Raw genomic sequence first — 25,123 nt, forward strand, 5'->3', positions numbered from 1 at the left:
TCCCTCTTGGATCAGGCCTCCCCGAATCCCGTCTCGACCAGGTCGGCGAGAGCATCGACTGCGGACGTGCCGTCCGCATCCTCCGAGGCGATCTCCGCGGTCTTGCCCACGGTCAGGCCGAGCGACATGATGCCGAGCAGACTCTTCGCGTCCTTGCCGTTCACGGTCACCTTGACCGGGAACGTGTTCGCAAGTTTCACGAACTCCGCCGCCGGTCGAGCGTGCAGGCCATCACGGTTCTTCAGGGTGACCTCGCGCACATACCGCGCGGGCGCAGCCGAGTTTCCGGATGCGTCATCTCCGGTTTCGTCCGCACGTGTCGCGTCGGCGCCCGGGGAGTCAGCCCAGGCAGACCGAGCACTCTCCGCCGCCTCGACGACCGCGCGGAGGTCTGCGCCTCCCTCAGCAGCCACCGCTGCCGCCACGCCTCCTTCGATGAAAGGCACGTCGACGACGACCACGCGCTCGCGGTCATCATCCGGAAGCGTGTCGTGCACGGTCTCCGCGATCAGGAGGGCGGAGCCGAGGTCGCTGATGACGACGACCCCGGCCCCCTTCTGCGCCTGCGCGATCGCATCGGTCACCTTGAGAAAGCTCGTCCCGATCCCGTCGTCGTCGGTGCCGCCGGCCGCGACAAGCGGCACCGCCTCGGCCATCTGGCCGGCGAGGGCGACGAGACCCTCCGCGATCTGACTGCTGTGGGAGACGAAGACGATGCCGACCCGCTCAGTCATCGGCGGCTGCCGTCTCCGCCGCGGCGCGCAGGATGAGCGCCGTCGACTGGGCACCCGGATCGCGGTGACCCGCGCTCCGCTCGCCGAGGTAGCTCGCACGGCCCTTTCGGGCGACGAGCGGCTCGGTGGCCACTGCACCGGCCTCCGCCGCGTCCGCCGCCTCGCGCAGGATGTCGGCCGCCGTCGCGCCCTCCTCCTGAGCCGAAGCGGCGGCTGCGACCGCGGGAGTCCAGGCGTCGATCATCGTCTTGTCGCCCGCCTCCGCCTTGCCGCGCGAGACGATTCCGTCCCGCGCGGCAGCGAGCACGGCGACGACCGTCGGCGCGTCGAGCTCGGCGGCGTCGCCGATGGGATCGGCCGCCTTGAGGAACGCAGTGCCGTACAGCGGACCGGATGCGCCGCCCACCGTCGAGATCAACGTCATCGCGATCGAGCGCAGCGCCGCGTTCGGCGTGCTGCCATCCGGCAGTTTGCCGAGCGCATCGACAACCGCCCGCATCCCGCGATCCATGTTCTCGCCGTGGTCGCCGTCGCCGATCTCCCGGTCGAGCGTGTTGAGCTCGTGCTTGTGCTCGTCGATCACGGCAGCAGCCGCCGTCATCCAGGCCTTGACCCAGTCCGTGTCCAGCGTCATCCGCAGTCCTCCGTTGTCTTCTTCGGGTTTGTCAGACGCCCCAGCGGAGCGCGGCGGTGTTCACCGGCGCATCCCACAGAGCCGTCAGTTCGTCGTCCAGCTTGAGCACCGAGATGGATGCGCCCTGCATCTCCAGAGACGTGACCAGGCTGCCCACCAGCGACCGACCGAGCGTGATGCCCTTCTCGTCGAGGATCTCGGCTGCCCGTCGGAACACGATGTAGAGCTCCGAGAGCGGCGTGCCTCCCATGCCGTTGACGAACAGCAGCACGGTGTCGCCCGACGAGAACGGCAGGTCCTCCAGGATGGCCGCCATCATCCGGTCCGTCAGCTTGTCGGCGGGCTCGAGCTTGATGCGCTCGCGCCCCGGCTCGCCGTGGATGCCGACACCGAACTCGACCTCGTCATCCGGCAGATCGAATCCCGGCTCTCCGGCATGCGGGACCGTTCCCGCGGTGAGGGCCACGCCGATCGAGCGGACGTTCGCGTTGACCTTCTCGGCGATGGCTGTCACCGCGTCGAGATCGTCTCCGCGATCGGCCGCCGCGCCGGCGATCTTCTCCACCAGGACGGTACCGGCCACGCCGCGGCGCCCGGCTGTGTAGAGCGAATCCTGCACGGCGACGTCGTCGTTCGTGATGACAGCCTTGACCGTGATGCCCTCGGCCCCGACCAGGTCGGCCGCCGTCTCGAAGTTCAGGACGTCTCCGGTGTAGTTCTTCACGATGTGCAGGACACCTGCGCCTCCGTCGGCGGCCTTCGTCGCCTCGACGATCGGCATGGGTGTCGGCGACGTGAACACGGGACCCGGCACAGCCGCGTCGAGCATCCCCTTGCCGACGAAGCCCGCGTGCAACGGTTCGTGACCGCTGCCGCCTCCGCTGACCAGACCGACCTTGCCCTGAACCGGGCCGTCGGCCCTGTACACGAAATCAGGATCGTGCGACACCTTGATGATGTCGCCATGAGCTCTGGCGAATCCATCGAGGGATTCGCTCACGACGTCGGGTACGCCGTTGATGAGCTTCTTCATCGAAACCCTTCCTTTCACTGCTGTCAGTGCGTTGCCGTCACCCACTCGTCGAGCTTCGCGGCCGCAGCCCCGGAGTCGATCGCTTCGGCGGCGACCGCCATTGTCGAACGGAACCGATCCAGGATGGCTTCCTGAACCCTCGACGGGTCGGACGCGAGCTCGTATGCCACGAGTCCGGCCGCCGCGTTGAGCAACACGATGTCGCGCACGGGGCCCTCTTCGCCCGCAAGCACGGCACGTACGACGCTCGCGTTGTACGCGGCGTCCCTTCCGAGCAGATCGTCCATCTTGGCGCGAGGGATGCCCAGATCGCGCGGATCGATGTCGTGCTCGGTGACGAGGCCTCGCGAGACCTCCCACACATGGCTGTGTCCCGTGGTCGAGAGCTCGTCGAGCCCGTCGTCGCCACGGAACACGAGTGCTGTCGCCCCGCGGGTCTGGAACACGCCGACGAACAGCGGAACCCGATCAAGCGTCGCCACACCGACCGCGGAGGCCTCGGGACGCGCCGGGTTGCAGAGCGGACCGAGATAGTTGAAGACGGTCGGCACGCCGAGCTGAGCGCGCACGGGGCCGGCATTGCCGAACCCCGGGTGGAAGGCAGAAGCGAAGGCGAAAGTGATGCCCGACTTCGCCAGGACATCGGCGACCTTCTCGGGCGGGAGGGTGAGATCGATTCCCAGCGCGGCCAGCACATCCGACGATCCGGATGACGAACTGGCCGCCCGATTGCCGTGCTTGATCACCGGCACTCCGGTCGCCGCCGCGACGATCGCAGCGGTCGTCGAGATGTTGACGGTGCCGAACCGGTCTCCCCCGGTGCCGACGATGTCCAGAGCCATCGGGTCGACGGGAAGGGGCACGGCGTGATCCAAGATGGCGTCGCGGAACCCGACGATCTCGTCGACGGTCTCGCCCTTGGCGCGCAGGGCGATGAGGAACGCGGCGAGCTGGGCCTCCGTGGCCTCACCGCTCATGATCTGGTCCATCGCCCAGGCCGCGTCGGCGACGCTGAGGTCCTCCCGTTCGAGCAAAGAGGTGAGAATCGACGACCAGGACCGCATTTCCGACATACAGCGATCCTACTGAGAGGCGGCCTCCGTGTGACCAGTCACCCGGAAACCACCGAACTTAGGCGAGCCTTATACGAAAAGTTGGCCATTCGAGGCTGTCAGATGAGAAAACCACGGCTTATTTTCAGCCATAATGGAGGAGTGACGAGCACCTCAATATCTCCTACGGCGAGTGCGCCCTCCATCAACCGGCCCAATGTCGTGGCAGTCGGCACCATTGTCTGGTTGGGCAGTGAGGTCATGTTCTTCGCGGGCCTGTTCGCGATCTACTTCACCCTGCGCTCGACGTCGCCCGATCTGTGGGCCGCCGAGACCGCGCACCTGAACGTCCCGTACTCGCTGACGAACACGATCATCCTGGTGTCGAGTTCGTTCACCTGCCAGTTCGGCGTGTTCGCTGCGGAGCGCCTGCAGCCGCGGGCCACGGGCTGGAGCCCGGCCAAGTGGGGCATGGTCGAGTGGTTCACGCTCACCTACGCGCTCGGAGCCGTGTTCGTCGCCGGTCAGATCCTCGAGTACGCCACGCTCGTCTCCGAGGGCATCTCGCTCAGCTCGAACGCCTACGGCTCGGCCTTCTACCTGACCACCGGTTTCCACGGTCTGCACGTCACCGGCGGTCTCATCGCCTTCATCCTCGTCATCGGCCGCGCGTTCGCCGTCAAGACCTTCGGACACAAGGAGGCGACGAGCGCGATCGTCGTCTCCTACTACTGGCACTTCGTCGACGTCGTCTGGATCGGGCTCTTCCTGGTCATCTACGTTCTCAAATAGGAATCAGGAGCAGACCTCTAAACCATGCGCGCGAATACCCGCACCAAGACGAAGACCGCCCGAAAGGGCGGGCGGCGTCACCCCCTCGCCACTGTCGCCCTGATCGCGATCGGCCTCGGCCTCACCGGCGGCGCCTACGCGGCGTTCAACACCACCACCGCCTCCGCCGAGACGCAGCCCGCCGCCGCGTCGCAGGAGTCGATCAAGGAGGGCGAGAAGCTCTTCCAGTCGAACTGCGCCACCTGCCACGGGCTCGACGCCCAGGGAACCACCAACGGCCCGAGCCTCATCGGCGTCGGCGCAGCGGCGGTCGACTTCCAGGTGGGCACCGGACGCATGCCGATGGCCATGCAGGGCCCGCAGGCCGAGCAGAAGCCGGTCCAGTTCACCGACGAGCAGGTGAAGGCGCTCTCGGCGTACGTCGCCTCTCTCGCCCCCGGCCCCTCCATCCCCGAGCAGAAGTGGCTGAACGGCGACGGAGACGCCGCGGCCGGTGCTGAGCTCTTCCGCGTCAACTGCGCGATGTGCCACAACGTCGCCGGCGCCGGTGGTGCGCTCACCGAGGGCAAGTACGCTCCGCCGCTCACCGGCGTCACCGCTGCGCACATCTACGAGGCCATGGTCACCGGCCCGCAGAACATGCCGGTGTTCAACGACCTGAACATCAGCCAGCAGGGCAAGGCCGACATCATCACGTACCTCAAGTACATCCAGAACAACCCGTCTCCGGGTGGGTTCGAGCTCGGTCTCGCTCGGCCCGGTGGCCGAGGGACTGTTCCTGTGGATCTTCGGTCTCGGTGCCATCGTCGCGCTGACCGTGTGGATCACGGCGAAGTCGAACTAGGGGTACTCGAGACATGACACAGCGCACGAAGGAGAACAATGGCACAGGACGATAACAGCGGTCACGAGCTGACCCCTGCCAGCTCGTCAGCCGTCGACGTCCACCGGACAGGCGATCCTGGAACGGCGGTGATCATCCGCGACCAGGTCGAGAACCCCGGATTCCCGCCTCACCGCCCCCGGGTCACCGACCTCGATCCGAAGAAGGAGCGTCGGGCCGAGCGAACGGTCTACACGCTCTTCTACCTGTCGATCCTCGGCAGCGTCTGGGCCGTCGCGGCCTACCTGGCGTTCCCCATCGACGACAGCGACCCGGGTTCGGTCCGCCTGAACAACCTGTTCATCGGCATCGGCATCTCTCTCGCGCTTCTCGCCATCGGCATCGGCGCCGTGCACTGGGGCAAGGCTCTCATGCACGAGAAGGAAGGCGTCGACCTCCGCCACCCGGTGCGCGGCAATGAGCGGACCACCGAGCGCGCTGCCGAGATCTTCCGCCAGGCCGACGAGGAGTCCGGTTTCAGCCGTCGCAGCCTCGTGCGCAACAGCCTCATCGGTGCGCTCATCGCGTTCCCGCTTCCGGCCGTCGTGCTCTTCCGTGGTCTCGCTCCGATGAACGAAGACCCGGTGGAGCTGCTCGCCAACACCATGTGGGCCAAGGGGATCCGCCTCACCCGTGACCCCTCGGGCACCCCCATCAAGGCCTCGGATGTGACTCTCGGCTCGGCGTTCCACGTCATCCCCGAGGGCCTCAATGAAAAAGAGGACCGTCTCGAGCAGAAGGCCAAGGCAGCTGTGCTGCTCATGCGCCTGAAGCCCGAAGACCTGCACCCCCGCAAGGGCCGCGAGAGCTGGGCGTACGACGGTATCGTCGCCTACTCCAAGATCTGCACGCACGTGGGATGCCCGGTGGCACTCTACGAGCAGCAGACCCACCACCTTCTGTGCCCGTGCCACCAGTCGCAGTTCGACATCACGCACGAGGCCGAGGTCATCTTCGGACCGGCCAAGCGTCCTCTGCCGCAGCTGCCGATCACCGTTGACGCCGATGGCTACCTGGTCGCGCGCAGCGACTTCACCGAGCCTGTCGGCCCGAGCTTCTGGGAGCGTCATTGAGTACCACAACCGCCGCGCCTCCCGCGGCTTCAACTGAGGTCAAGAAGAGCGGGTTCACGGCTGCCGCCGCGAACTACCTCGAAGACCGCACCAGCATCTCGGGCGCCGTCAAGGAGTTCGGTCGCAAGATCTTCCCCGACCACTGGTCGTTCCTGCTCGGCGAGGTCGCTCTCTACAGCTTCATCGTGATCCTGCTCTCCGGCACGTTCCTGACGTTCTTCTTCCAGGCATCGATGGCTCCGGTCGTGTACCACGGCTCATACGTGCCCCTGAAGGGCGTCGAGATGTCGGCGGCCATGTCGAGCACGCTCAACCTCTCGTTCGAGATCCGTGGCGGTCTGCTCATGCGGCAGATCCACCACTGGGCGGCTCTCCTCTTCGTCGCTGCCATCGGCCTGCACATGCTGCGCATCTTCTTCACCGGTGCGTTCCGCAAGCCGCGCGAGCTCAACTGGATCATCGGCTTCGTGCTGTTCATCCTGGCGATGGCCGAGGGTTTCACCGGATACTCGCTCCCCGACGACCTGCTGTCGGGCAACGGCCTCCGCATCATCGACGGTCTGATCAAGGGTCTCCCCGTGGTCGGCACCTGGACCTCGTTCCTCCTCTTCGGTGGCGAGTTCCCCGGTACAGCGATCGTCGGCAGGTTGTACACGCTGCACATCCTGTTGCTGCCCGCATTCGTCGTCGCCTTCATCGCGCTGCACCTGGCGTTCGTCGTCATCCACAAGCACACGCAGTACGCCGCCGCGGGCCGCACGCAGGGCAACGTCGTCGGTTACCCGGTGCTCCCGGTGTACGCCGCGAAAGCCGGTGGCTTCTTCTTCATCGTGTTCGGTGTCATCGCGCTCATGGCGACGTTCTTCACCATCAACCCGATCTGGAACTACGGACCGTACGACCCCTCACCGGTGTCGGCGGGTACGCAGCCCGACTGGTACATCGGATTCGCCGACGGAGCTCTGCGTCTCGTTCCGCCCGGCTGGGAGTTCGTCTGGCTCGACCGAACGTGGTCGTTCAACATCATCGCTCCGGTCGTGGTGCTCGGGCTGTTCATCGTCACGGTGATGATCTACCCGTTCATCGAGGCCTGGGTGACCGGCGACAAGCGTGAGCACCACATCCTGGACCGCCCGCGCAACGCAGCCACCCGCACGGCGATCGGCGCAGCCGGTGTCACGTTCTACGCGGCCCTGTGGGCTGCGGCCAGCTCGGACATCATCGCGACGCACTTCATGCTGACGATGGAGGGCGTGATCCACGCCATCCAGGCGATGCTCATCCTCGGACCGTTCATCGCGTACTTCATCACGAAGCGCGTGTGCATCGCTCTGCAGAAGAAGGATCGCAGTATCGCGCTGCACGGCTACGAGTCCGGCCGCATCGTGAAGCTCCCCGGTGGCGAGTTCATCGAGGTTCACGAGCCGCTCGACGAGTACGAGCGCTGGCGCCTGATCAGCTTCGAGTCCTACCAGCCGCTGATGATCCGCCCGAACAGCAAGGGCAAGATCACCGCCGGTAACAGGATGCGCGCGGGCATCTCGCGCTGGTTCTTCGAGGACCGCATCCTGCCCCCGACCAAGGGCGAGCTCGAGTCGGGCCACGGCCACCACTGATCGGACCGATTCACCCAGCACGTCGCGAGAGCGCCGGTCGCACGTCATGTGCGCCGGCGCTTTCTCGTTGAGAAGGAGCTCGCGCAATGACCATGGAAACCCTTGCCCCCTGGCTCCGCTGTCCCGTCTGCGCTGAGCCTCTGGAGCCCGTCGAACGTCTCGTGCTCGGCTGTGCATCGGGACATCGCTTCGACGTGAACAAGCGCGGGTACGTCAATCTCGTCACCGGGGGCACCAAGCTGATCGGCGACAGCCCCGCAATGCTCGACGCGCGTGAGACCGTTCTCGAGAGCGGGCTCTACTCCCCCATCGCGACGGCACTCGCACAGCTCGCCAGGGGCGGCCGCATCCTGGACGCCGGCGTCGGGACCGGCTACTACCTGCGCACCGTCCTCGATGCGAATCAGGATGCGCGCGGCCTGGCGATGGACCTCTCCCCGACGCTGTCGCCCGCGCCGCCCGATCGTCCCCTGCGATCGATGGACTCGTCGCGGACACCTGGCGCCCCTGCCCGTCCGAGACGCCGCCTGCGACGTCGTCCTCGACGTCTTCGCCCCACGGAACCTGCCGGAGTTCCAGCGCATCCTGAAGCCGTCTGGGAGCCTCCTCGTGGTGGCTCCGCTACCCGAGCACCTCGCCGAGCTGCGCGCAGACGGGCGAATGCTCGACGTCCCCGCCGACAAGGCCACCGCCATCGTCGACGCAGCGGCTCCCTACTTCACGCTCGTGGAGCATTTGACCGTGCGCGAGACGATATCCCTCACGGACGAAGCGGCCGGCGCCCTGGTCGCGATGGGCCCGTCAGCGCACCATGCACGCGAGGCAACCGAAGCTCCGAACACACCACCGGACCGAGCGACCCTCGCCGTCGACGTCCTCCACTTCCGGCGCCTCTGAGACGTCCGGCTGCGCTTAACGCAGAAGCGCCGCATCCCCGAGGGAATGCGGCGCTCGAATCCTGCGCGTTCGCCTAGCGGGCGAAGTATCCGCGGTAGTACTCGTAGACCCAGCCGACGAGGCAGACCAGCACGAAGGCCACGCCGATGAAGCAGATCCAGAAGCCCACCGCGAGACCGAGCATCACCAGCGCGGCACCAGCCGCGAGGGATACGGGCCACCAGCTCCACGGGCTGAAGTGACCGAGCTCGGGGTCGCCGTCGTCGACGTTGGCGTCGAGGCGGTCCTCCGGGAGCTCCCCGCCCTGGGAGGCGTGCGAACGGCCGACGTAGAAGGCGATGAAGAAGGCCAGGATCGCGCTCAGCACGAGCGCAACGGTTCCGACCCACTCGACCTTCATGTGCATCGGGTCGAGCAGGCTCCAGCCTGTGTACACGATCGCCGACAGGAGGAAGAAGATCCCGAGGATCCAGAAGAGAATCGCGTTAGCTCTCATGGGTTACTTCACCTTGTTGTCGTCGAGGTCGACAGTCGGAGCGTCGGGCGCATCCTTTGCCGGACCGATGCCGATGGGGATGCCGGCCTCCGGGTGGTTCAGGTCGAAGGCAGGAGACTCGCTCCGGATGCGCGGGATCGACGTGAAGTTGTGGCGCGGCGGCGGGCAGCTGGTCGCCCATTCGAGCGAACGGCCGTAGCCCCAGGGGTCGTTGACCGTGACCTTCGGAGCGTTGCGCGCCGTCAGGTACACGTTCACGAGGAACGGAATCATCGAGACGGCGAGGATTCCCGCACCGATCGACGAGAGCTGGTTCATCCAGGTGAAGCCGTCCGTGGGCAGGTAGGTCGCGTACCGTCGCGGCATGCCGACGACGCCCAGCCAGTGCTGCACGAGGAACGTCGTGTGGAAGCCGATGAACAGCAGCCAGAAGTGCCACTTGCCCAGACGGTCGTTGAGCATCTTGCCCGTCCACTTGGGCCACCAGAAGTAGAAGCCGGCGAACATGGCGAACACCACGGTGCCGAACACGACGTAGTGGAAGTGGGCGACGACGAAGTACGTGTCGGACACGTGGAAGTCGAGCGGCGGCGAGGCGAGGATCACGCCGGTGAGGCCACCGAAGGTGAACGTGATGAGGAAGCCGATCGACCAGAGCATGGGCGACTCGAACGTCAACGACCCGCGCCACATCGTGCCGACCCAGTTGAAGATCTTCACGCCGGTCGGAACGGCGATGAGCATCGTCATCAGCGAGAACCAGGGCAGGAGCACCGATCCGGTCACGTACATGTGGTGCGCCCACACCGTGACGGACAGGGCTGCGATCGCGATCGTCGCGTAGATGAGGGTCTTGTACCCGAAGATCGGTTTACGGCTGAACACCGGGAAGATCTCCGACACGATGCCGAAGAACGGCAACGCGATGATGTAGACCTCCGGATGGCCGAAGAACCAGAACAGGTGTTGCCAGAGCAGGGCTCCGCCGTTGGCCGCGTCGTAGATGTGGGCGTCGAACACGCGGTCGGCCGCGAGGGCGAACAGCGCGGCGGCGAGCACCGGGAAGGCCATCAGGACGAGGATCGAGGTAACGAGCGCGTTCCAGGTGAAGATCGGCATCCGGAACATGGTCATGCCGGGCGCGCGCATCGTGATGATCGTGGTGATGAAGTTCACCGCGCCGAGGATCGTTCCGAAGCCGGAGAGCCCCAGGCCGACCACCCACAAGTTGCCTCCCACGCCTGGTGAGAAGGTCGTACTCGACAGTGGCGCATAGGCGAACCAGCCGAACGAGGCTGCACCCTGCGGGGTGAGGAAGCCGGCGACGGCGATGAGGCTACCGAACGAGTAGAACCAGTAGGCCAGGGCGTTCAGACGCGGGAACGCCACATCCGGAGCACCGATCTGCAGAGGCATGATCACGTTCACGAACCCCGCGAACAGCGGCGTCGCGAACATCAGCAGCATGATCGTGCCGTGCATCGTGAAGAGCTGGTTGTACTGCTCCTTGGTCTGCACCACCTGCAGTCCCGGCTCGAAGAGCTGGGCGCGGATGATGAGCGCCATCACGCCGCCGATGAGGAAGTAGATGAACGACGTGACCAGGTAGAGGTACCCGATGGTCTTGTGGTCGGTCGACGTGATGTAGCTCACGAGGATGTTGCCCTTGCGCTCCACCTTGTTCGCGCCCAGGAGCGGATTCGGCTTCGGCGCGGGGGCGGTGGTCGTCGCGGGGGCGGGTGCTGTTGTCGTCATTGCTCGATGCCCTACTCGTTACCCTTGGGAGCGCCCGTTCCGGGCAGGTTGGTGTTGCGGTCGTACTCGGAACCGAGCTGACCCTCGAATCCCTTGTCTCGCAGGCTCTGGATGTGAGCGTCGTACTCCGACTGCGACACGATCTTCAGGTTGAAGAGCATCGCCGAGTGGTACTCGCCGCAGAGCTCGGCGCACTTGCCGACGAAGGTGCCGGTGCGGCCCGTCGTCGAGAAGTACATCTTGTTGGTCTGGCCGGGGATGATGTCTTTCTTGTACAGCGTCGCCGGCACCCAGAACGAGTGGATGACATCGCGAGAGTTCAGCTCGATCGTGATGGTCTTGTTCTCGGGCAGGTACAGGGTGGGGATCTCTCCCTCTTGCACCGCACCCTGGGTGGCACTGTTGTCGTCGGGCTGAACCTGGATGCCCGGGTCGTAGACGTTGTCGTCGACGTAGTTGAAGTCCCACGCCCACTGCTTGGCGTACACCTGGATCGTCAGATCGGGGTTGGCGTACGGCTTCTCGATGGCGTTCTGGTCACGGGCCGTGAAGGCGAAGAAGCCGAGCACGAGGATGAGGGGCACGATCGTGTAGAAGATCTCGATCGGCATGTTGTAGCGCATCTGCACCGGGAGGCCGGTCTGGCCCTTGCGGCGACGGTAGACGATGACCGCCCAGATGATGAGGCCCCACACGATGACACCGACGACGAGCAGCACGATCCAGCTGGTGACCCAGAGACCGCTGACCCGCTCCGTGTGGTTCGTGACAGGCTCTTCACCCTCGACGAACCCGGGCAGGAACCCGTTCAGCTGGGCCTGTGTGCACCCCGCGAGGACGAGTGCAAGTGTCGCTGCGATCGGGATAGCAGCCCATCGGAGACGGCGATTGTGACGCACCGGTGACCTTTCGAGAGACTCATGGACAGTTCACATTCAACTGTATTTGACCGTTACCACCCTACTCCGTGACACGCGCCGGAATGAACCAGAAAGGGCCGCCCCGAAGGGCGACCCTGACTGATTTTTATGCTATAGAAAGCCCTAGTGGAACGAATCCCCACAGGCGCAGCTGCCCGAAGCGTTGGGGTTGTCGATCGTGAAACCCTGCTTCTGGATCGTGTCCTCGAAGTCGATGCTGGCACCGTCGAGGTACGGCACGCTCATCTTGTCGACGATGACCTCGACGCCGTCGAAGTCAACCGTGGCGTCTCCGTCGAGCATCCGCTCGTCGAAGTAGAGCTGGTAGATCAGACCCGAGCAGCCGCCGGGCTGCACGGCGACGCGCAGACGCAGGTCGTCGCGGCCTTCCTGCTCCAGCAGGCTCTTGACCTTGCCTGCGGCGGCTTCGGACAGGCCGACGCCGTGCGCCTTCGTTGCGGTCAGTGTTGTGTCGGTCATGGCACTCCTCACACGGATGCGGTTGGGACGATCAAGAAATCTGCGTCGATTCTACGTCGCAAAACTCCGAAGTCGTTGAGATCATTCCGAACGGCGGTTCAGGCGGGCGAGCAGGAGCGCCTCCGACAGGATCGCGCGCTTGAAGACTCCGAGGTGCAGCGACTCGTTGGGGCTGTGTGCGCGAGTGTTCGGGTCCTCGACCCCGGTCACCAGGATCTGCGCATCCGGGAACTCGCGCACGAGGTCAGCGATGAACGGGATCGAACCCCCGACGCCGGTCTCGACCGCGCTCTTGCCCCACGCATCCGTCATGGCTCGCTTCGCCTCGGTGGCCGCCCAGCCGCTCGTGTCGACGAGGAACGGGTCACCGGTGTCGACGTCGTCGATCTGGATATGCGCACCGAACGGCGCGTTGGCGGTGAGGTGCCGTTCGAGTGCCGCATAGGCGTCCGTCGCCGCCTGCCCCGGCGCAACCCGGGCGCTGATGCGCACCGCGACACTGGGAAGCAGAGTGTTGGATGCGTTCGCGACGCTCGGGGCGTCGATGCCGGTGATCGTGATCGTGGGCTGGAACCACATCCGCGACAGGATGGGGCCGGTCCCGATCGGCGAGACACCGTCGAGCAGTGCGGCATCCGCACGGAGCTCGCTCTCGGAGAATGCGGGCGGCTCCGGTGCGTCAGCGAGCGAGGTGAGGCCCTCGACGGCGACGGAGCCGTTCTCGTCGTGCAGGGTGGCGAGGAGTTTGACCAGCGCGAGCATCGCATCCGGAACCGCCCCGCCGAACATGCCCGAGTGCGAGGCGTGAGCCAGTGTCGACACGGTCAGGCGGAAAGTGACGTTGCCGCGCAACGACACGGTGAGAGCGGGGGTGTCGATGTCGACGTTGTCGGAATCGGCGACGATGATCGCGTCGGCCTCGAGGGCGTCCTTGTTCTGCTCGAGGAAAGATGCGAACGAGCGGGAGCCGAACTCCTCCTCGCCCTCGATGAACACGGCCAGACCCAGATCGAAGTCGGTGCCCAGCGCGTCGACGAGCGCCCGGACGCTCGCCACGTGCACCATCACGCCCGCCTTGTCGTCGGCTGCGCCGCGCCCATAAAGACGGTCGCCGCGAACGGTCGGCTCGAACGGCGGCGTCTCCCAGTCGGCCTCGTCGCCCTCGGGCTGCACGTCGTGGTGCGCGTAGAGGAGCACGGTCGGGCGCCCGTTCTTCGCCTTGCGCGTCGCGAGAACGGCCGGCTGGCCCAGTTCACCGGTGTCGCCGATGGGCGCCTGCTTGACGGTCACACTGTCGAACACTCCGGTGGCCTCCAGGTGAGCGGCCACCGCAGCGGCGCTCGCGGCGACGTTCGCCTGGTCGAAAGCCGCCCAGGAGACCGAAGGGATGCGCACGAGCGTGCCGAGGTCGGCGATCGTCGACGGCATCCCTGCCTCGACGCTGCGCCGCACCGCGTCCTCGGCGGCGGAATCGGCGGCTGTGGGTTCGGTGGGCGGGGTCTGCTGAGGGTTGGTCATGACGGTAATCTTAAGCAGACCCCACAATCGAAGGCTTAACGTTGGCAAAACGAGACAACACCCACGAGACATCGGCCGCCGAGCCGATCGTCGAGACCGCAGACGAGACAGCAGAGCGACTGCGGCAGCAGGGCAAGGGCGCCCCGACTCCCACGCGTCGTGAGCAGGAGGCCGCGCGCAAGCGCCCCTCGTGCCGACGGACCGCAAAGAGGCCGCACGTGCAGCCCGCACCAAGACGCAGGAAGCGCGTGAGCGCGCGCGAGTCGGCATGGCCGCCGGCGACGACAAGTACCTCACGGTGCGCGACCGCGGTCCGCAGCGACGCTACGTTCGCGATTACGTGGACGCGCGCTTCAACATCGGCGAGTTCCTCATCCCGGTCATGCTGCTCGTGATCGTGCTCTCCTTCCTGCCCGGGTACTTCCAGGTCTACGGTCTCCTCGCCCTCTGGGCGTTCTTCGCGATCGCCGTCATCGACTGCTTCATCCTCGGGTTCCTGGTGCGCCGCAAGCTCGGCGAGAAGTTCGGCGTCTCGAAGGTCGAGAAGGGCGTCCGCTGGTACGCAGCGATGCGCGCTCTGCAGCTGCGCGTCATCCGCCTGCCCAAGCCGCAGGTCAAGCGCGGCCAGTACCCCAGCTGACCGTGACGATCGTCGCTGCTGCCGACGGCTCTGCTCTCGGCAATCCCGGCCCGGCGGGCTGGGCCTGGTACGTCGATGACGACCGCTGGGCCGCCGGCGGCTGGCCGCACGGAACGAACAACCAGGGCGAGTTGATGGCGGTCATCGACCTGCTCGACTCGACGGCCCACCTCGACGAAGATCTGCGCATCCTGTGCGACAGCCAGTATGTGATCAACGCCGTGACCAAGTGGATGCCCGGCTGGAAGCGCAAGGGTTGGCGCAAGGCGGACGGCGCTCCGGTGCTCAACCGCGAGCTGCTCGAGCGCCTCGATCGCGCGACCCAGGGCCGCTCATACACCTTCGAGTGGGTGAAGGGCCATGCCGGCCACGAGCTCAACGAAGCGGCTGATGTCCGCGCTCGAGCCGTTGCAACCGCCTATCAGAACGGTGACGCCATCCCGATCGGTCCGGGCTGGCCGGGTGTGGTGCGCGCGGATGCGAACGGCGAGGTCATCGAGGCGATCGAGGCCGCGGCACCTGAGACCGCAGCACAGTCAGCCTCGGCGGCATCCTCGGTCGAGCTCGATCTGTTCGGCGAAGATGTGGTCGTCGAAGAATCGGACACCGAGGTCGTCGAACGACTCGAACGGGAGCTCCTGGAGCCCGCGGTTCGTGCCGACTCGTCGCGCGTCGCAGCGATCCTGCACCCCGAATTCGAGGAGATCGGGCGGTCCGGTCGGCTCTGGGGACGGGACGACATCGTTCAGGCCCTCGCGACCGAGGACTCGGCCGCCGTCGACCTCGACGTGCTCGGCACCGAGCGGCTCACCTCCGAGACCATCCTGCTCACCTCCCGCACGACGGATGCGCGCGGCAGCAGCCTGCGCAGCTCGCTGTGGCTGCGTGTCAACGGACGGTGGCGGCTCCGGTTCCACCAGGGGACGCCCGAAGCGTAGAGCGGCCGACTAATCGTCGCGGGGCCAGTTGGCGCGACGACTAGTGGGTGCGAACGAGACCGCGGTTGATCTGACGCGCCCAGAACGGGCCGAGGTAGAGGAACGCCGTGTATCCCTGCACGAGGGTCGCGCCGGCATCCAGTCGCCGCTGCACATCGGCGGCCGTCTCGACGCCGCCGACGGAGATCACGCAGAGGTCGGCAGGAACATGAGCGCGGATGAGTCGCAGAACCTCGAGCGAACGCTCGGCAAGCGGGGCCCCTGAGAGGCCGCCGGCACCAGCCCTCTCCACGATCGCGGGGTCGGTGCGCAGTCCGTCGCGGGAGATCGTCGTGTTGGTGGCGATGATGCCCGCCAGGCCCAGCGTGACGACCAGTTCGGCGATCTTCTGAACCTGGTCGTCAGTGAGGTCGGGAGCGATTTTCACGAGGAGCGGCACGGATCCCGCTACCTCTTTCACAGCGCTCAGCAGCGGCGCCAGCAGTTCGAGTTCCTGAAGGCCGCGCAGCCCCGGCGTATTCGGCGAGCTGACGTTGACCACGAGATAGTCGGCGAGGGGGCGAGTGTGCGGGCGCTCTCGAGGTAGTCGGCGGTCGCATCCTCGACGGCGACGACCCGGCTCTTGCCGATGTTCACGCCGAGCACAGGCCGGTTCCGCTTGGCGGCAACCCGGGCGAGGCGTTCGGCTGCTGCGGCGGCGCCGTGGTTGTTGAACCCCATCCGGTTGATGACGGCTCGGTCGGGGATGAGACGGAACAGTCGCGGCTTCTCGTTGCCGGGCTGCGCCTTCGCGGTCAGAGTGCCCACCTCGACGTGCCCGAAACCGAGCTGACCGAGACCGATCACGCCCTCGCCGTCTTTGTCGAACCCGGCGGCAACACCGAACGGTGAGTCGAACGTCAGTCCGAGCGCCCGCACCGCGAGCGAAGGATCCGGGCGGGTGAAGCGCCGAACCAGTCGCCCAAATCCGAGGATGGGCAGCGCCTTGATGACCAGGAAGGCCAGGTGGTGCGCGCGCTCAGGATCGAGCTTCGACAGGACGAGGGAGAAGAGTGTGCGATACATGCCGGTAAAAGAGTACCGGCAAGAGGGAGCCCGCTCCGTATCGAAGGGTCGTGCTACGCCTAGGCTTCGACGGGTTCGTCGTGGTGTGCACCGCGCAGCTGCGTGATCGCCTCGTCAAAGTCTTCGAGGGAGTCGAAAGCCTGGTAAACGCTCGCGAATCGCAGATACGCCACCTCATCGAGGTCGCGCAGCGGGGGCAGGATGGCCAGGCCGATGTCGTTCGCCTCGATCTGCGATGCACCGGTCGAACGGATGGTCTCCTCCACCTTCTGCGCCAGCACGGCGAGATCGGAGTCGGTCACCGGTCGTCCCTGGCAGGCCTTGCGCACACCTGCCACGATCTTCTCGCGACTGAACGGCTCTGCGACGCCGCTGCGCTTGATCACGCTGAGGCTCGCCGTCTCGGTGGTGCTGAAGCGGCGACCGCACTCGGGGCACTGCCGACGGCGGCGGATCGAGAGGCCGTCATCGCTCGTACGCGAGTCGATGACACGGGAGTCGGGGTGGCGGCAGAAGGGGCAGAACATGGTGCTCCGATTCTATCCGTTCTGCGCGCCCCATCCGGGGGAGGCGGGATGCGCTAGCTGGGAAAGCGCACGGTGACGGCCTCACCGTGGGCCGGCAGATCCTCGGCGGTCGACAGTGCGACGATGCGCGCGGCCGCCTCGCCGAGAGCGGCACGGTCGTACCGGATCACCTGCTGCGGGCGCAGGAACGAGTACGCACCGAGTCCGGACGAGAATCGTGCCTGGCCGCCGGTCGGCAGCACGTGATTCGACCCAGCGAGGTAGTCGCCGAGGCTCACCGGGGCGTGCGCCCCCAGGAAGATCGCCCCGGCGTTCTCGATGGTCGCGAGCACGGCGTCAGGGTCGGCTGTCTGGATCTCCAGGTGCTCGGGACCATAGGCATTGCTGAAAACAGCCGCCGCGGCGAGGTCGTCGACGAGCACGATCGCCGACTGCTGACCCGCGAGCGCTGTGCGCACGCGCTCTGCGTGTTTGGTGGTACCGGCGAGCGCTTCCAGTTCGGCTGCGACGCGGTCGGCAAACTCTGGGCTGTCTGTGACGAGCAGAGAGGCGGCAGCCTCGTCGTGCTCGGCCTGGCTCACGAGATCGGCGGCGACGTAGCGAGCGTCGGCGGTCGCATCCGCGATCACCAAGATCTCCGTCGTGCCAGCCTCGGAGTCGATCCCCGCCTGGCCACGGACGACCCGCTTGGCCGCGGCGACGTAAATGTTTCCCGGGCCGGTGATGACCTGAACCGGGGCCAGCCCGATCTCCTCGACCCCCAGGCGAGCGCGCCGATGGCTCCGGCGCCGCCGATGGCGTAGACCTCGTCGATGCCGAGGAGGCCGGCCGCGCCGAGGATCGTCGGGTGCACCGCTCCCCCGAACTCGCGTTGGGGCGGGCTGGCCAGGGCGACGGATGCTACCCCGGCCACCTGTGCGGGTACCGCGTTCATCACGACACTCGAGGGGTAGACGGCCTTGCCGCCCGGAACATAGAGTCCTGCACGCTCGACCGGCTGCCAGCGCTGCACGATCGTGGCGCCCGGTCCGATCTCGGTCTCGACGACCGGCGGAACCTGCGCCGCCGTGGCCTGACGCACACGGTCGATGGCCGCTTCGAGCGCATCCCGAACCCCGGTCGGAAGATTCGCGACCGCTGCATCGATATCAGCCTGCGGAACGCGCACCGAAGCAGGCGCCCCACCGTCGAATCGTTCGGCCTGCTCGGCCAGCGCGGCGGCGCCACGCTCTTTGACGTCGGCGATGAGCTGCGAGGCGACGACGACAGCCGCGTCGATGTCGACGACAGGTCGAGGCACGAGTCGGGCGAAGGCGGCGCGGGTAGGCTGGATTCCGCGGAGATCGATGGTCTGAATCATGGCCCGTCCAGCCTATCCGCTCAGGAATATGCAGGAGCCCGTCCTTGGTTGATGCGAACGTATGAGCAGCACTCCTCCCCCAGTCTCCGCGCGATGCGCGCCCGAGCGATCGCGTCGAACCCGATGTCACGCCGGATCTGGCGGCGTTCCGTCAGTCCTTTCGGCGCCATGCAGCGGGCGTCGCGATCATCACCGCCGTGACGCCCGAGGGTACGCCGGTGGGATTCACCGCGACCTCGCTCGCATCGCTGTCCGCCGTGCCGCCCCTTGCGACGTTCAACATCGCACGCTCGGCATCGAGCTGGCCGGCGATCGCGGAGACGGACCGTGTGGTCATTCACATGCTCGGCGTGCGAAACCGCGACGTGGCTGAGAAGCTCGCCGGCGACAACGCCGTGCGTTTCGACGGCGACCACTGGTACCGGGGACCGCACGACCTGCCGGTGATCAAAGGCGTGACCAGCTGGATGGTCGGGCGCATCGTCGAGCGCGTCTTCGTGCACAACAACGCGGTCGTCGTCGTGCAGATCGAGGACGGCGAGGTCGGCGACGACGACGAGGCCCTGCTGTACCACGAACGTCGCTATCTCACGCCCGGCGAGACCGCTTAGCGCGAGTCAGCCCGACGCGGGTCGGATCAGACGAGGCAGTTGGGACCGAGCAGCCCCTTCAGCTCGCCGAAGAGGTCGGCGCTGATGGTGACGGGCTTGGGCACCTCGAACACTCGGGCGACCTGACCCTTCACCAGGCGCAGGCGCACCTCGTTGTCGCCGGGATGCCGCGCGAGCACCTCGCTGAGGGAGGTGACCGTATCCGTCGTCGCCCGTTGGTCGGGCATCGTGATCAACAGCGGTCCCGTTCCGATCGACTGACCCAGATCCGGAGACATCACGCTGAACGCGTGCAGGTTCATCCCGTCGTCGCGCATGCTCACCCTGCCTCGCACCACCACGATCGAGTCGCCTTGCAGGCTGGGTGCGTACTCCTGATACGCCTTGCCCATGAACATCACCGTCATCTCGCCGCCGAAGTCCTCGACGGTGATCATGCCGTACTGGTTGCCGGACGCTTTCGCGACGCGGTGCTGCACGCCGGTGACGAGACCGGCGATCGTGACGGTCTCACCGTCTTGGATCGAGTCGGAGCCGACGAGGTCGGCAATGGACGTACTCGCAAGCTTCGCCAATTGCAACTCGAGGCCGGCGAGAGGGTGGTCGGAGACGTAGAGTCCGAGCATCTCCCGCTCGAAGGCGAGCTTGTCGCGCTTCGCCCACTCGGGGCGGTCCGGGATGTGGTGCTGCGAAGCGTTCGGCTCGTCATCGCCCCAGAGACTGTCGAAGTCGAAGCCGACGTCGCCGTTTGCCTCGTTGCGCTTGATCTTGACGGCCGACTCGACCGCATCTTCGTGCACCTCGACGAGCGAGCGCCTGGTCGAGCCGAGCGAGTCGAACGCGCCCGCCTTGATCATCGATTCGACGGTCCGCTTGTTGGCGGCGTGGATGGGCACCTTGTTCAGGAAGTCGTGGAACGACTCGAAGCGGCCCTTCTCCTCGCGCGCCAGACGGATGCCGTCGACGACGTTCGAGCCGACGTTGCGCACCGCGCCGAGACCGAAGCGGATGTCGGTGCCGACGGCCGCGAAGTATCCGATCGACTCGTTCACGTCGGGCGGAAGCACCTTGATGCCCATGCGGCGGCACTCGTTGAGGTACAGCGCCATCTTGTCCTTCGAGTCGCCGACGCTCGTCAGCAGACCAGCCATGTACTCGGCGGGATAGTGCGCCTTGAGGTATGCGGTCCAATAGGAGATCACGCCGTAGGCAGCCGAGTGGGCCTTGTTGAAGGCGTAGTCGGAGAAGGGCAGCAGGATCTCCCAGAGCTTGTTGACCGCCTCCATCGAGTATCCGTTGGCCTGCATGCCGCCGGAGAAGCCCTCGAACTGCTTGTCCAGTTCGGACTTCTTCTTCTTTCCCATGGCACGACGGAGGATGTCCGCTTGGCCGAGCGAGAATCCGGCGACCTTCTGGGCGATGGCCATGACCTGCTCCTGATAGATGATCAGGCCGTAGCTGGTGGAGAGGATCTCGGCAAGCGGTTCGGCGAGCTCCGGGTGGATGGGCGTGATCTCTTGCAGCCCGTTCTTACGGAGCGCGTAGTTCGTGTGGGAGTTCGCGCCCATCGGACCCGGTCGGTACAGGGCGATGAGCGCCGAGATGTCTTCGAAGTTGTCAGGCTTCATCAGCCGTAGCAGCGAGCGCATCGGGCCGCCGTCGAGCTGGAACACCCCGAGCGTGTCTCCGCGGGACAGGAGCTCGTATGCGCCTCGATCGTCGAGCGCGAGGTCTTCGAGTACCAGCTTCTCGCCACGGTTGGCCTCGATGTTGTCGAGCGCGTCGTTGATGATCGTGAGGTTGCGCAACCCCAGGAAGTCCATCTTGATCAGCCCGAGGGATTCGCAGGCCGGGTAGTCGAACTGGGTGACGATCTGCCCGTCCTGCTCCCGCTTCATGATCGGGATGATGTCGATCAGCGGGTCGGAAGACATGATCACTCCGGCGGCGTGCACACCCCACTGGCGCTTGAGGTTCTCGAGGCCGAGCGCCGTGTCGAAGACCGTCTTCGCCTCGGGATCGGTCTCGACGACGGCACGGATGTCGACGGCCTCTTTGTATCGCGGGTGGTTCTTGTCGAAGATCCCGGTGAGCGGGATGTCCTTGCCCATCACGGGCGGCGGCATCGCCTTCGTGAGCTTGTCGCCCATCCCGAACGGGAAACCGAGTACACGCGAGGAGTCTTTGAGTGCCTGTTTGGCCTTGATGGTGCCGTATGTGACGATCTGCGCGACGCGCTCCTCGCCGTACTTGTCGGTCACGTAGCGGATGACCTCGCCACGACGACGGTCGTCGAAGTCGACGTCGAAGTCGGGCATCGAGACCCGGTCGGGGTTGAGGAATCGCTCGAAGATCAGTCCGTGCTGCAGCGGGTCGAGGTCGGTGATCTTCATCGCGTAAGCCGCCATCGATCCGGCGCCGGATCCACGACCCGGGCCGACCCGGATGCCGTTGCGCTTCGACCAGTTGATGAAGTCGGCGACGACCAGGAAGTATCCCGGGAACCCCATCTGCGAGATGACGCCGATCTCGTAGTCGGCCCGCTTGCGCACCTCTTCGGTGACGCCCTCGGGGTATCGCTCCGCGAGCCCCGCCTCGACCTCTTTGATGAACCAGCTCTGCTCGGTCTCTTCTTCCGGAACCGGGAAGCGCGGCATGTAGTTGGCCGAGGTGTCGAACTTGACGTCGCAGCGTTCCGCGATGGCGAGCGTGTTGTCGCAGGCTTCAGGATGATCGCGGAACAGCTGACGCATCTGCTGCGCCGACTTGAGGTAGAACTCGTCGGCATCGAACTTGAACCGGTTGGGGTCGTCGAGCGTCGAACCTGACTGCACGCAGAGCAGCGCCGCGTGACTGGCCGCATCCTGAGCGTGCGTGTAGTGCAGGTCGTTGGTGGCGACGAGCGGAAGTTCGAGCTCCTTGGCCAGACGGATGAGGTCGCCCATGATGCGACGCTCGATGCCGAGGCCGTGGTCCATGATCTCGGCGTAGAAGTTCTCTTTGCCGAAGATGTCCCGGAACTCGGCGGCCGCCTTCTTGGCCTCGTCGTACTGACCGAGCCGCAAGCGCGTCTGCACCTCGCCCGACGGGCATCCGGTGGTCGCGATAAGCCCTGACGAATAGGTGTTGAGCAGCTCGCGATCCATGCGCGGCTTGAAGTAATAGCCCTCGGTGGATGCGAGAGACGACATACGGAAGAGGTTGTGCATGCCCTCGGTCGTCGCCGCGAACATCGTCATGTGCGTGTAGGCGCCGGAACCCGACACATCGTCGCCGCCGCCATCGCCCCAGCGGACGCGGGTGCGATCGGTGCGGTGCGTACGCGGGGTCAGGTAGGCCTCGGTGCCGATGATCGGCTTGATGCCCGCATCCGTCGCCGTTCGCCAGAAGTCGAAGGCGCCGAACATGTTGCCGTGGTCGGTGACCGCGACGGCCGGCATTCCCTGTTCAACAGCGGCATCGACGAGCGGTTTGATGCGCGCGGCACCGTCCAGCATCGAGTACTCGCTGTGGACGTGGAGGTGAACGAACGAGTCGCCGCTTGAGGACAAAGGGATCTCCGTCTTGAGGCTGGATGAGGGTTAAAGACTACGTCCGACCTACGACGCTCGAAGCACATCCAGAGCGTGTTGCAGGTCGTCGGGGTACCCCGTCGTGAACGTCACCTGGTCGCCGGTCGCGGGATGCGCGAAGCCGAGTTGAACGGCGTGCAGCCACTGCCTGGTCAGCCCGAGTTTGGCAGACAGCGTCGGGTCGGCACCGTACATCGAGTCGCCGACGCAAGGGTGCCTCTGGGCGGCCATGTGCACCCGGATCTGATGCGTGCGGCCGGTCTCCAGATGGATCTCGAGCAGGCTCGCGGAGGGGAACGCTTCGATGGTCTCGTAGTGCGTGACCGAGGGTTTGCCGTCGGCGATGACCGCGAACTTCCAGTCGCTCCGCGGGTGGCGGCCGATCGGAGCGTCGATCGTGCCGACCAACGGGTCCGGATGGCCCTGCACGACCGCGTGGTAGATCTTCTCCACCGTGCGATCGTGAAACGCTCTCTTGAGCACGGTGTACGCGTGCTCCGACTTGGCCACCACCATCAGGCCGCTCGTGCCAGCATCCAGACGATGCACGATGCCGGCGCGTTCTGCGGCACCCGAGGTCGAGATCCGGAACCCCGCCGCAGCGAGAGCTCCGAGAACGGTGGGGCCCGTCCACCCGACCGACGGATGCGCGGCGACGCCGACCGGCTTGTCGATCACGACGATGTCGTCGTCGTCGTGAACGATCGTGAGCTCGGGGACCGCCAACGGGACGATCCTGACCTCTTCTTTAGGCTGCCAGCTCACCTCGAGCCAGCCGCCCGCGCTCAGACGGTCGGACTTGTCGACGGGGCGGCCGTCGACGCTCACACCGCCGGCCTCCGCGATCTCCGCCGCGAAACTGCGGGAGAAGCCGAGCAGCTTCGCGAGACCGGCGTCGACACGTGAGCCCTCGAGGCCGTCCGGAATGGGAAAGCTGCGTGACTCCATGCCTAGCTCTTCGGCTGCTCTTCCGAGCCCTGCGTGCCGGCCTGCTCCTGCGAGCCCTGCGTGCCGGCCTGCTCTTCCGCCTCCAGCTCGGCCTCCTCGGCGTCGACCTCGGCCGCGCTCTTTCCGTCGAGCCCGATCCCACGAATCGTCAGGATGAGGAACAGCACCATGCTCGACACGATCGCGACGTCGGCCAGGTTGAAGATCGCCGGCAGGAGCGGGATCTGCAGGAAGTCCACCACGTGCCCGACGCCGAATCCCGGTTCCCGGAACAGGCGGTCGGTCAGATTGCCGAGCAGTCCGCCGAGCAATAGGCCGAACAAGATGGCCCAAGCGACCGAACGGATGCGCGGGGCGTACCAGATCACGAACCCGAGAACCGCGACACCCACGATCGAGAAGATCCAGGTGGATCCTTCACCGATCGAGAATGCGGCTCCCGCGTTTTTGACGAAGTGGAATTGCAGGAGTTCGCCGAGCACCTGGATCTTCTGACCCTCATAGAGGTTCTGAACAACCAGGACTTTGGCGATCTGATCGACGAGGTAGACGCAGAGCGCTACGACGGCGAGGATCGCCAGGGCCCGGATGCTGACCTTGGCTCGGGAGGAGCTAGCCTCCAAAGCCCTGGAACGTCGGAGGCGTCGAAGTCTGGTCCTGTGCGTTGTCGCCGCCCGAGGCGGAGACCGGAGCCGGCACGGGCGAGCCGCCCTGGCCGGCGCTCACCGGTGCGGGGGCGCTGGACTCCTGCTTGGCGGGAGCCGCGGCGTAGCTGCCGGTTCCTGCGACCGACGAGGTGTCGAGGTCGCGCAGCTGACCCTCGATGAGGCTCTTCAGCTTCTGACGGTACTCGCGCTCGAACGTGCGCAGCTCGTCGATGCGGTGCTCGAGCAGAGCGCGCTCCTGGTCGAGCGAGCTGATCTGGGCGCGCTGCTTCGACTCGGCCTCGGCGACGATGCGGGCAGCGGTCGCGTGGCCTTCGGCGACGAGTGCGTCGCGCTTCTCGAGACCTTCCTTGACGTGCTCCTCGTGCAGGCGGCGGGCCAGCTGCAGGAGGTTGTTCGTGCTGTTGGGGTCGACGCTCTCGACGGGAGCCGCATACGCGGGGGCCGCGGCGACAGCTGCGGCTGCGACCGGGGCGGCGGCGAGGCGCTGGTTGAGCTCCTCGTTCTCGCGCTTGAGGCGCTCGAGCTCGGCGGCGTCGACCGACGGAGCGGCGGCGACAGCGCCACCCTGCCCGCCGCTGCGCTGCAGCTCGGCGATACGGGAATCGCTCGCTACGAGGCGCTGCTTGAGCTCCTCGTTCTCCTGGTTGAGGCGACGGAGTTCGACGACGACCTCGTCGAGGAAGTCGTCGACCTCATCCTGGTCGTAGCCCTCACGGAACTTCGTCGGTTGGAACCGCTTGTTGACTACATCTTCCGGAGTCAGCGCCATGGCAAGCCACCTTAGATCTTGGAATACGAACAGAAAGTGCGTGAAACCAACGCTAGCAAAGTGCGCCGGGGATGCGCACCAGGCCGCACTCGCGTGCGTCGGCTCGTCAACCTTACATCCCGGCGGCGGCCGAGATGTGGTT

Annotated in this window: 21 protein-coding genes and 4 pseudogenes; 9 read left to right on the forward strand and 16 right to left on the reverse strand. The window is 66.1% G+C overall.

What is annotated here, in order from left to right; all coding sequences use genetic code 11:
- Window positions 1-11: 11 nt before the first annotated feature.
- From dhaM to trpD, 4 genes are read right to left on the reverse strand one after another with little or no spacing between them, the layout of a single operon-like run.
- Window positions 12-734, reverse strand: a complete 723-nt coding sequence (dhaM, locus tag ACQ86A_RS13125) for a dihydroxyacetone kinase phosphoryl donor subunit DhaM (RefSeq protein WP_431277456.1) — start codon at window positions 732-734, stop codon at window positions 12-14.
- The gene (gene dhaL, locus ACQ86A_RS13130; RefSeq protein ID WP_431277457.1) at window positions 727-1,368 is read right to left on the reverse strand and encodes a dihydroxyacetone kinase subunit DhaL; all 642 of its coding nucleotides are present in this window, start codon (window positions 1,366-1,368) and stop codon (window positions 727-729) included. The genes dhaM and dhaL overlap by 8 nt, the downstream gene beginning before the upstream one ends.
- Before the next feature lie 31 nt (window positions 1,369-1,399).
- Window positions 1,400-2,401 (reverse strand): dihydroxyacetone kinase subunit DhaK, encoded by a 1,002-nt coding sequence (dhaK, locus tag ACQ86A_RS13135; protein WP_431277458.1) that lies wholly within the window; start codon window positions 2,399-2,401, stop codon window positions 1,400-1,402.
- Between the two features lie 23 nt (window positions 2,402-2,424).
- Window positions 2,425-3,474, reverse strand: coding sequence for an anthranilate phosphoribosyltransferase (gene trpD / locus ACQ86A_RS13140; RefSeq protein WP_431277459.1), 1,050 nt, complete (start codon window positions 3,472-3,474; stop codon window positions 2,425-2,427).
- Window positions 3,475-3,576: 102 nt separating this feature from the next.
- On the opposite strand from trpD, the gene ctaE reads away from it, so the two are divergent.
- From ctaE to ACQ86A_RS13170, 6 genes and pseudogenes are all read left to right on the forward strand, one after another.
- Window positions 3,577-4,245, forward strand: a complete 669-nt coding sequence (gene ctaE, locus ACQ86A_RS13145) for an aa3-type cytochrome oxidase subunit III (protein WP_431277460.1) — start codon at window positions 3,577-3,579, stop codon at window positions 4,243-4,245.
- A gap of 24 nt (window positions 4,246-4,269) precedes the next feature.
- Window positions 4,270-5,089 (forward strand): annotated as a pseudogene (qcrC, locus tag ACQ86A_RS13150) (cytochrome bc1 complex diheme cytochrome c subunit).
- Window positions 5,090-5,127: 38 nt separating this feature from the next.
- Window positions 5,128-6,201, forward strand: a complete 1,074-nt coding sequence (gene qcrA / locus ACQ86A_RS13155; protein ID WP_431277461.1) for a cytochrome bc1 complex Rieske iron-sulfur subunit — start codon at window positions 5,128-5,130, stop codon at window positions 6,199-6,201.
- The gene (gene qcrB, locus ACQ86A_RS13160) at window positions 6,198-7,817 is read left to right on the forward strand and encodes a cytochrome bc1 complex cytochrome b subunit (RefSeq protein WP_431277462.1); all 1,620 of its coding nucleotides are present in this window, start codon (window positions 6,198-6,200) and stop codon (window positions 7,815-7,817) included. The genes qcrA and qcrB overlap by 4 nt, the downstream gene beginning before the upstream one ends.
- 92 nt (window positions 7,818-7,909) lie before the next feature.
- Window positions 7,910-7,993, forward strand: a pseudogene (locus tag ACQ86A_RS13165) (hypothetical protein); the annotation flags it as partial.
- Window positions 7,994-8,429: 436 nt separating this feature from the next.
- The gene (locus ACQ86A_RS13170; RefSeq protein WP_431280513.1) at window positions 8,430-8,714 is read left to right on the forward strand and encodes a hypothetical protein; all 285 of its coding nucleotides are present in this window, start codon (window positions 8,430-8,432) and stop codon (window positions 8,712-8,714) included.
- A 73-nt stretch (window positions 8,715-8,787) separates the two neighbouring features.
- On the opposite strand, the gene ACQ86A_RS13175 is transcribed toward ACQ86A_RS13170, so the two are convergent.
- The 5 genes from ACQ86A_RS13175 to ACQ86A_RS13195 form a co-directional block, all read right to left on the reverse strand.
- Window positions 8,788-9,210, reverse strand: coding sequence for a cytochrome c oxidase subunit 4 (locus tag ACQ86A_RS13175; RefSeq protein ID WP_431277463.1), 423 nt, complete (start codon window positions 9,208-9,210; stop codon window positions 8,788-8,790).
- Between the two features lie 3 nt (window positions 9,211-9,213).
- Window positions 9,214-10,965: an aa3-type cytochrome oxidase subunit I gene (ctaD, locus tag ACQ86A_RS13180; RefSeq protein WP_431277464.1), complete on the reverse strand. Its 1,752-nt coding sequence runs from the start codon at window positions 10,963-10,965 to the stop codon at window positions 9,214-9,216.
- Between the two features lie 11 nt (window positions 10,966-10,976).
- Window positions 10,977-11,864, reverse strand: coding sequence for an aa3-type cytochrome oxidase subunit II (ctaC, locus tag ACQ86A_RS13185; protein ID WP_431277465.1), 888 nt, complete (start codon window positions 11,862-11,864; stop codon window positions 10,977-10,979).
- Between the two features lie 144 nt (window positions 11,865-12,008).
- Complete coding sequence (gene erpA / locus ACQ86A_RS13190) at window positions 12,009-12,365, reverse strand: iron-sulfur cluster insertion protein ErpA (RefSeq protein WP_431277466.1); 357 nt, start codon at window positions 12,363-12,365, stop codon at window positions 12,009-12,011.
- A gap of 81 nt (window positions 12,366-12,446) precedes the next feature.
- A complete protein-coding gene (locus ACQ86A_RS13195) occupies window positions 12,447-13,883 on the reverse strand; it encodes a dipeptidase (protein ID WP_431277467.1) in 1,437 nt (478 codons plus the stop codon).
- A gap of 190 nt (window positions 13,884-14,073) precedes the next feature.
- Between ACQ86A_RS13195 and ACQ86A_RS13200 the strand changes: the two genes are divergently transcribed.
- Entirely contained in the window at window positions 14,074-14,523 is a 450-nt protein-coding gene (locus tag ACQ86A_RS13200; protein ID WP_431277468.1) for a DUF3043 domain-containing protein, read from the forward strand.
- A 2-nt stretch (window positions 14,524-14,525) separates the two neighbouring features.
- Entirely contained in the window at window positions 14,526-15,461 is a 936-nt protein-coding gene (locus tag ACQ86A_RS13205; RefSeq protein ID WP_431277469.1) for an RNase H family protein, read from the forward strand.
- 40 nt (window positions 15,462-15,501) lie between these two features.
- Here the strand turns inward: ACQ86A_RS13205 and ACQ86A_RS13210 are convergent.
- The 3 genes and pseudogenes from ACQ86A_RS13210 to hisD all read right to left on the reverse strand — a co-directional run bounded on the left by ACQ86A_RS13210 (window position 15,502) and on the right by hisD (window position 18,413).
- Window positions 15,502-16,526: pseudogene (locus ACQ86A_RS13210) on the reverse strand (quinone-dependent dihydroorotate dehydrogenase).
- 59 nt (window positions 16,527-16,585) lie between these two features.
- Window positions 16,586-17,053, reverse strand: a complete 468-nt coding sequence (gene nrdR / locus ACQ86A_RS13215) for a transcriptional regulator NrdR (protein WP_431277470.1) — start codon at window positions 17,051-17,053, stop codon at window positions 16,586-16,588.
- Between the two features lie 53 nt (window positions 17,054-17,106).
- Window positions 17,107-18,413, reverse strand: a pseudogene (hisD, locus tag ACQ86A_RS13220) (histidinol dehydrogenase).
- 137 nt (window positions 18,414-18,550) lie between these two features.
- Between hisD and ACQ86A_RS13225 the strand changes: the two are divergent.
- Complete coding sequence (locus ACQ86A_RS13225; protein ID WP_431280444.1) at window positions 18,551-19,024, forward strand: flavin reductase family protein; 474 nt, start codon at window positions 18,551-18,553, stop codon at window positions 19,022-19,024.
- A gap of 26 nt (window positions 19,025-19,050) precedes the next feature.
- On the opposite strand, the gene dnaE is transcribed toward ACQ86A_RS13225, so the two are convergent.
- The 4 genes from dnaE to ACQ86A_RS13245 form a co-directional block, all read right to left on the reverse strand.
- On the reverse strand, window positions 19,051-22,521 hold the full coding sequence (gene dnaE / locus ACQ86A_RS13230; RefSeq protein ID WP_431280445.1) for a DNA polymerase III subunit alpha: 3,471 nt from the start codon (window positions 22,519-22,521) through the stop codon (window positions 19,051-19,053).
- Window positions 22,522-22,623: 102 nt separating this feature from the next.
- Window positions 22,624-23,544, reverse strand: coding sequence for an RluA family pseudouridine synthase (locus tag ACQ86A_RS13235; protein WP_431277471.1), 921 nt, complete (start codon window positions 23,542-23,544; stop codon window positions 22,624-22,626).
- A gap of 2 nt (window positions 23,545-23,546) precedes the next feature.
- On the reverse strand, window positions 23,547-24,167 hold the full coding sequence (gene lspA / locus ACQ86A_RS13240) for a signal peptidase II (RefSeq protein WP_431277472.1): 621 nt from the start codon (window positions 24,165-24,167) through the stop codon (window positions 23,547-23,549).
- On the reverse strand, window positions 24,157-24,981 hold the full coding sequence (locus ACQ86A_RS13245) for a DivIVA domain-containing protein (RefSeq protein ID WP_431277473.1): 825 nt from the start codon (window positions 24,979-24,981) through the stop codon (window positions 24,157-24,159). The genes lspA and ACQ86A_RS13245 overlap by 11 nt, the downstream gene beginning before the upstream one ends.
- Window positions 24,982-25,123: the final 142 nt, after the last annotated feature.

Source organism: Leifsonia poae (genome assembly GCF_050632195.1).
Classification (GTDB): domain Bacteria; phylum Actinomycetota; class Actinomycetes; order Actinomycetales; family Microbacteriaceae; genus Leifsonia; species Leifsonia poae_C.

What these genes read in the sequence shown, in the direction of transcription:
- dhaM (WP_431277456.1), bottom strand. Translation starts at nt 734, where the DNA reads ATGACTGAGCGGGTCGGCATCGTCTTCGTCTCCCACAGCAGTCAGATC.
- dhaL (WP_431277457.1), bottom strand. Translation starts at nt 1,368, where the DNA reads ATGACGCTGGACACGGACTGGGTCAAGGCCTGGATGACGGCGGCTGCT.
- dhaK (WP_431277458.1), bottom strand. Translation starts at nt 2,401, where the DNA reads ATGAAGAAGCTCATCAACGGCGTACCCGACGTCGTGAGCGAATCCCTC.
- trpD (WP_431277459.1), bottom strand. Translation starts at nt 3,474, where the DNA reads ATGTCGGAAATGCGGTCCTGGTCGTCGATTCTCACCTCTTTGCTCGAA.
- ctaE (WP_431277460.1), top strand. Translation starts at nt 3,577, where the DNA reads ATGAGAAAACCACGGCTTATTTTCAGCCATAATGGAGGAGTGACGAGC.
- qcrA (WP_431277461.1), top strand. Translation starts at nt 5,128, where the DNA reads ATGGCACAGGACGATAACAGCGGTCACGAGCTGACCCCTGCCAGCTCG.
- ACQ86A_RS13175 (WP_431277463.1), bottom strand. Translation starts at nt 9,210, where the DNA reads ATGAGAGCTAACGCGATTCTCTTCTGGATCCTCGGGATCTTCTTCCTC.
- ctaD (WP_431277464.1), bottom strand. Translation starts at nt 10,965, where the DNA reads ATGACGACAACAGCACCCGCCCCCGCGACGACCACCGCCCCCGCGCCG.
- erpA (WP_431277466.1), bottom strand. Translation starts at nt 12,365, where the DNA reads ATGACCGACACAACACTGACCGCAACGAAGGCGCACGGCGTCGGCCTG.
- ACQ86A_RS13195 (WP_431277467.1), bottom strand. Translation starts at nt 13,883, where the DNA reads ATGACCAACCCTCAGCAGACCCCGCCCACCGAACCCACAGCCGCCGAT.
- nrdR (WP_431277470.1), bottom strand. Translation starts at nt 17,053, where the DNA reads ATGTTCTGCCCCTTCTGCCGCCACCCCGACTCCCGTGTCATCGACTCG.
- dnaE (WP_431280445.1), bottom strand. Translation starts at nt 22,521, where the DNA reads ATGCTGGACGGTGCCGCGCGCATCAAACCGCTCGTCGATGCCGCTGTT.
- ACQ86A_RS13235 (WP_431277471.1), bottom strand. Translation starts at nt 23,544, where the DNA reads ATGGAGTCACGCAGCTTTCCCATTCCGGACGGCCTCGAGGGCTCACGT.
- ACQ86A_RS13245 (WP_431277473.1), bottom strand. Translation starts at nt 24,981, where the DNA reads ATGGCGCTGACTCCGGAAGATGTAGTCAACAAGCGGTTCCAACCGACG.